The 6,414-nt window shown below is 67.9% G+C and carries 7 protein-coding genes; all 7 read right to left on the bottom strand.

The features are described from left to right. Positions 1-122: 122 nt before the first annotated feature. The gene (locus AC6RA4_RS22375) at positions 123-563 is read right to left on the bottom strand and encodes a DsrE family protein (protein WP_500164068.1); all 441 of its coding nucleotides are present in this window, start codon (positions 561-563) and stop codon (positions 123-125) included. Between the two features lie 106 nt (positions 564-669). Beyond that, the gene (gene cydX / locus AC6RA4_RS22370; RefSeq protein WP_500164066.1) at positions 670-807 is read right to left on the bottom strand and encodes a cytochrome bd-I oxidase subunit CydX; all 138 of its coding nucleotides are present in this window, start codon (positions 805-807) and stop codon (positions 670-672) included. Between the two features lie 18 nt (positions 808-825). Beyond that, entirely contained in the window at positions 826-1,287 is a 462-nt protein-coding gene (locus AC6RA4_RS22365) for a DsrE family protein (RefSeq protein WP_500164064.1), read from the bottom strand. 13 nt (positions 1,288-1,300) lie between these two features. Beyond that, positions 1,301-2,464, bottom strand: coding sequence for a cytochrome d ubiquinol oxidase subunit II (gene cydB / locus AC6RA4_RS22360; protein ID WP_500164062.1), 1,164 nt, complete (start codon positions 2,462-2,464; stop codon positions 1,301-1,303). Between the two features lie 5 nt (positions 2,465-2,469). After that, on the bottom strand, positions 2,470-4,083 hold the full coding sequence (locus tag AC6RA4_RS22355) for a cytochrome ubiquinol oxidase subunit I (RefSeq protein WP_500164061.1): 1,614 nt from the start codon (positions 4,081-4,083) through the stop codon (positions 2,470-2,472). A gap of 151 nt (positions 4,084-4,234) precedes the next feature. Next, the gene (locus tag AC6RA4_RS22350) at positions 4,235-5,890 is read right to left on the bottom strand and encodes an amino acid ABC transporter ATP-binding/permease protein (protein ID WP_500164059.1); all 1,656 of its coding nucleotides are present in this window, start codon (positions 5,888-5,890) and stop codon (positions 4,235-4,237) included. Beyond that, a partial coding sequence (locus AC6RA4_RS22345) for an ATP-binding cassette domain-containing protein (protein WP_500164058.1) occupies positions 5,887-6,414 on the bottom strand: 528 nt, incomplete at its 5' end. The genes AC6RA4_RS22350 and AC6RA4_RS22345, both read right to left, overlap by 4 nt.

The following is a 6,414-nucleotide window of genomic DNA, read 5'->3' as shown; positions in this document are numbered from 1 at the left end:
GTGCAGCCGCGCCGGCCACCAGCGGCGCCGCGCCGGCAGCTGCGGCGAGCGTCAGCAGGCTGCGCCGGGTCAGGGTATGGGTCTTGTCGGTCATCTTGGTCACCTCCCTGTCAAACTGCCGCTCAGTAGCTGGCAATGCGGGCATTGGGCGCGATCATCGCCGCCGCCATGGCCGGCGGCTGGGCCACGGTCACGCCCTCGATCAGCACCGAGGCGTCGGCGCCGCGGCCCGGCAGGTAGATGGCGCAGACCTCGACCTTGGCGCCCGGAAGCGCGACGATCTTCTTCAGCAGCCCCTGCGGGCTCATGCCCTTGGGCGGCTGCGGCGCGGTGGCGCCCTCCGGCGCGTCTTTCAGTGCGATGTCGCCCGCCGGTCCGCAGAGCAGCACATGCGGCGTCGCGCCCTGCTGCGCCGCCTGCACCGCCAGCACCATCGCCATGAGCTGGGTTTGCGGCTCGGCGGCGGTCAGGATCGTCACCAGCGTTTCCGGCGCGGTCTCGGCCTGCGCGGCGGCACCGGTGAGGGCAAGGGCCGCGACGGCGGCAGCGAGAAATCGTTTCATGTCTGTCTCCTCCGGGGGATTCATGTCGGTTGGTCCGGTGCGGGACCCGGGCGGCATGCGTCCGGGTCCTGCTCCGATGTGAGGCGGGACGAAGGCCCCACATGTCTCAGTGCTCGTGCTCGCCCATCGGGCAGTCGCCCTCCTCGGCGAAGCAGGCATCGGTGCGCAGCTCGAGCCACATGGCGTTCAGCACCGCGAAGAGCGCGGCCAGCGGAAGCCCCAGAAGCCAGGCAAAATACCACATCGTTCAGGTCCTTTCCGCTTACCAGCCGAGTGTCTTGACGTTCGGGTCGAAGAGCAGCGCCTCGACAACCGGCCAGCTGCCCATGGTGACGCCGTCGATGTAGTCGTCCTGCGTGAGCCCGGCGGCCGCCGAGCAGGCGCTGCACATGATCACCTGGCCGCCAACGGCCATGAACGCGGTGAGCATGTCGGCAATCGACGTGCCGCTCTCGGCCAGGAGCCCGTGCACGTGGCTCGGGCGCTTCTTGTCGGCGAGGTAGACGGCCCGCACGTTGAGCCAGATTGCCACCGGCTCGTGACCGTTCTTCAGCACCTTTTCATGCGCGAAGCTGATCGCCTTGGCCGCGGCCCACGTGTCGTCGGTGGTCAGGTTCACGAAGAGCCCGCCCTTGCCGTCCTCGGCCTGCGCCGCGGGCGCCGTGACCATCACCGCCGACAGTGCCAGCGTGGCGGCCAGGACCATGGAAATAAAGCGTTTCATCGGAGTCCTCCTCTCAGTAGACGCTGTGCGAATTTGCGGTGACGTCGTCCTCGGTGACCTTGCCCCAGAGCACCTTGTAGACCCACGAGGTGTAGGCGAGGATCAGCGGCATGAAGATCGCGGTGACCACCAGCATGATGAAGAGCGTGCGGTGCGAGCTCGAGGCATCCCACACCGTCAGCGAGCTGTCGGGATCGACGGTCGAGGGCAGGATGAACGGGAACATGGTCAGCCCGACCGAGGCGATGATCCCGAAGATGCCGAGCTTGGACCAGAGCAGCGTCGAGACCTCGAACCCTTCGCGCAGGCCGCGCACCGCCATGGCGATGCCAGCAAAGCCGATGAGCGGCGCGATGGCGATCCACGGGCGTTCGGCATAGGCGGAGAGCCAGCTGCCGCCGCGCGAAACCTCGGAATAGAGCGGGTTGGACGGCCCGTTGGCCACTACCTCGCCCGTCAGCGCAAAGCCGTCGACGCCGAAGGCCAGCCACAGCCCCGCCAGCGCATAGGCCGCTGCCGCGACCATGCCCGCCACGGTGCCGATGGTCCGGGCGCGGATCGCCACCATGCCCTCGGTCTTCAGGCTCAGCCAGGCCGCGCCGTGCATCAGGAGCATCGACAGCGAGACCACGCCCGAGAGCAGCGCGAAGGGGCGCAGCAGGCCAAGGAACTTCATCGCGAAATTGCCGTCATACATCGGCATCAGGTCTTCGGTCAGGTGGAACGGCACGCCCAGAAGCACGTTGCCCACCGCCACGCCGAAGAGCAGCGCCGGCACCGCGCCACCGGCGAAGAGCGCCCAGTCCCAGCTCTTGCGCCAGGTCGCGCTGTCGCGCTTGGAGCGGTACTTGAACGCCACCGGGCGCACGATGAAGGCGGCGAGCACCACAAACATCGCGAGGTAGAAGCCCGAGAAGCTCACCGCGTAGAGCGGCGGCCAGGCGGCAAAGATCGCGCCCCCGCCGAGGATGAACCAGACCTGGTTGCCCTCCCAGACCGGGCCCACGGTGTTGATCGCCACGCGGCGCTCGACATCCGATTTGGCGACGAAGGGCAAGAGCGCGCCCACGCCCATGTCGAACCCGTCGGTCAGCGCGAAGCCGATCAGCAGCACGCCCAGAAGCGCCCACCAGATCACGCGCAGCGTGTCGAAATCGATCAGTTCATAGAGGATCATGTCGCTTACTCCGCGGGATTGGTGGCAAAGGGGCCCTGCCCGTCATGGGTGCGCAGCCGGTGTTCATGGCGCGCCTGCCAGGCCTCGGTCTCGGGCACGTCCTGGAACGGGCCCTTGCGGATGTATTTCACCATCAGGCCCATCTCGATCACAAAGAGCACCGAGTAGAAGGTGATGAAGCCCGCCAGCGTGATCAGCAGATCGGCGATGCTCAGGTGCGAGGCGCTGAGCGCCGTCGGCAACACCCCGTCGACCGTCCAGGGCTGGCGTCCGAACTCGGCCACGAACCAGCCCAGCTCGGCGGCGATCCACGGTGTCGGGATGATCGCGACCGCCGCGTAGAGCGACCAGCGCGGAAAGCGCATGCGGTAGAACGACGCCCGGATGAAGAAGAACGCCATCACCGCGATGAAGCTGAAGCCGAGCGCCACCATCAGGCGGAAGGCCCAGAACAGCGGCGCGACGCCGGGAATGGTGTCTTCCGCCGCCATGGCGATCTGCTCCTCGGTGGCGTCACGCGGATCGTCGACATAGCGCTTGAGCAGCATGGCGTAGCCCAGCGTGTCGGAATGCGCCTCGAAGGTGGCGCGCACCTCTGGCGGTGTGGCATCGCGCTGCTCGCGGATGGTCATCAACGCGTCATAGGCGATGAGCCCCTCGCGGATCATCTCTTCCGAGCGCGCCTCGAGCTCATTGATGCCGGGGATCTCGGTATTCAGGCTGCGGGTGCCGATCAGCCCCATGACCCAGGGGATCTCGAGCGCGTAATGCGTCTCGCGCGCCTCCTGGTCGGGGAAACCGATGGCGGTGAAGGGTGCCGGGGCCTCGTGGGTCTCCCACATGGCCTCGATGGCGGCGAGCTTCATCTTCTGGGTGTGGCTGGCTGAATAGCCGGACTCGTCGCCCAGAACCACGACCGAGAGCGCCGCGGCAAGCCCGAAGGACGAGGCCACCGCGATCGAGCGGCGGGCCAGATCCTTGTGCCGGCCCTGGATCAGGTAGAGCGCCGAGACGCCCAGCACGAAGACCGAGGCGGTGACATATCCCGCCGAGACCGTGTGCACGAACTTGGCCTGCGCCACCTCGTTGAACAGCACCTCGAAGAACGAGGTCATCTCCATGCGCATGGTGTCGGGGTTGAACTCCGCCCCCACCGGGTTCTGCATCCAGCCATTGGCGATCAGGATCCACAGCGCCGAGAAGTTCGACCCGAGCGCCACCAGCCAGGCCACGACCATGTGGGCCACCTTGCTCAGCTTGTCCCAGCCGAAGAAGAACAGCCCCACGAAGGTCGCCTCGAGGAAGAAGGCCATCAGCCCCTCGATGGCGAGCGGCGCGCCGAAGATGTCGCCGACATAGTGCGAATAGTAGGACCAGTTCATGCCGAACTGGAATTCCATGGTGATGCCGGTGGCGACGCCGAGAACGAAGTTGATCCCGAACAGCGTGCCCCAGAATTTCGTCATCTGCCGCCAGATGGGGCGGTTCGTCATGACGTAGACGGTTTCCATGATCGCCACGAGGATCGACAGACCCAGCGTCAGCGGCACGAAGAGAAAGTGATACATCGCCGTCATCGCGAATTGCAGGCGCGACAGCTCGACCAGCCCGATCTCCATAACTGGACTCCTTGGCAGTTATTCCGCATCCATAATGCGAATTATTCGCCGTTATATTCCGAGTCTATGATATGTGTTTGATCTGGATCAAATTCCGCATCTTTAGTGCAGAATAAGAGCAGCGTTCAGCAGTGCAGAATAAGAGCAGCGTTCAGCGCGTCGCGGGCGCGAGCTGAAGGCGTTTTCCGGCACAGGACAACTCGGCGTTGCGATGCGCCGCCATGAGGATCGCGACATCAGGCAGAGCGGCGCGAATCCCCGCCATGACGGCGCGGGCGGTGGCGTCGTCGAGCCCCTCGGTCGGCTCGTCGAGCAGCAGGAGCTGCGGCTGCCTGAGCAGCGCACGGGCCAGCACCAGCCGCCGCGCCTCGCCGCCCGAGAGCCCGGCGCCGCGGAAGCCGAGCCGAAGGTCGAGCCCACCGCGGTCACGGATCGTCTGGGCGAGGCAGACCCGCTCCAGTGCCTGCCAGAGCGTCTCTTCGCGGGCCCCGGGCGACGCCAGCCGCAGGTTCTCGGCCACGGTGCCCGCGATCAGCGCATGGCGCTGCGGCACCAGCGCAGTGCTGCGGCCAAGGCTCTCTTGCGACCACGCGCCGACAGGCTGCCCGCCCCAGAGGACATCGCCCTCGGAGGCTGCCAGCGCCCCGGCTGCCAGCAGCAGCAGCGTGCTCTTGCCGCTGCCGCTCGGCCCCGCCAGCGCCACGGTCTCACCCGGGGCGACGGTGAGGTCGACCGGCGCAAACAGCGCCGCCCCAGAGCTGCCACGGCGATAGCCGACGCCTCTCAGCTCCAGAGCCGCGCCCTCCGGCACGACCGCGCCGCCCTGCTCCGGCGCCTGCGCCGCGATCGCGGGCAGCACCCGTCGCGCCGCCATCACCATGCCGCCGATCTCGGCCAGTGCGCGGCGCACCGGAGCCACGGTCTCGGCCAGCGCCAGCGCCGCGAAGACGCCGATCGCCACCTGAGCCGCACTGATTTCGTCCGCCTGCACCAGCCGCACCCCGAGCCCCAGCGCCGCCGCGGTCAGCGCCGCCCCGATCAGGTCGAGCCCGATACCGGTGCGCCGCTGGATCCGGTCGAGCCTCCGCGTGGCCCGCGAATGACGCGTGATCGCGCCCCGGACATGCGCCGCCATCGCCTCGAGCTGGCCATACATGGTGAGATCGTCGCGTCCGGCGATCAGGTCGATCAACCGGGTCCGGCTCGCCATCATCGCCGCCTCGACCTGCCGCGAGGGCCTGCGCGCGATGCGCTGCCCGATCAGAAAGACAAGCGTCGGCAGGATCAGGTATCCCAGCCCCACGGCCAGCGCGACCGAGGGATGCACCAGCCACCAGAGCAGCAGCGCCGATAGCGCGATCACCGCCCAGCCCGCGACGGCCGGCAGCACCAGCCGCAGCAGCGCGCCGTCGAGCGCGTCGATATCGGCGGTGACACGGTTGAGGAAGGCATTGGCCCTCAGCTTTTCAAGCTCGCGATGCGGTCGGGTCAGCAGCCCCTCGAGCAGCCGGATGCGCAGGCTCGAGAGCGCGCGCAGCGTCGCGTCATGGGTCAGCACCCGCTCGCCGTAGCGCGCGGCGGTGCGCCCGAGGGCGAGAAAGCGCACCATGGCCGACGGCGCGAAGACGTTGAACAGGATGCCAAGCCCGGCCATTCCGGCGGCGGCCGAGGCGGTGATGAACCAGCCCGACAGCCCCAGCAGCCCAACCCCCATGACCAGTACCGTGACCGTCAGAAGCAGGCCGAGCAGAAACGCCCTGCGCTCGGATTTCACAATAATGGAAATGATTTGCAGGAGGCTCTTCATGCGTCGGCTCCACGCGCGCGCCCAAGCCTCACCTCGCGCGACAACCGCCCCGCGAGCGCCGCATCGTGGGTCGCAATCACGAGCGCGCCACCCCGCGCGGCAAAGGCCAGCAGGCCCTCGGTAACGGCGGCGGCGGTCTCGGCGTCCAGATCGGCGGTCGGCTCGTCCGCAAGGATCAGATCCGGCTTGCCCTGCAGCGCCCGCGCCAGCGTCACCCGCCGCGCCTCGCCTCCCGAAAGCCCGGCGCCGCGCTCGCCGAGCACCGTGTCGAGCCCGCGCGGCAGGGTCTCCAGCACCGAGCCGAGATTTGCGGCCTCAAGCACCTCGCGCTGCACCGGAGCGCCAAAGCCGATATTGTGGCGCAGGCTGCGGCTCAGGAAATGCGGTGACTGCGGCATCCAGCCGATGCGCGCGCGCCAGTCATCGACACGTGCCGCGTCGAGCGCCCGACCGTCGAGGCTGATCACGCCCTGATCCGGGCGCTCCAGCCCCGAAATCAGCCGCAGCAAAGTGGATTTCCCGGC

The organism is Salipiger sp., assembly GCF_059781815.1.
Note: the sequence above shows the minus strand (reverse complement) of the source record. Positions and strands in the feature narration are given on the sequence as shown.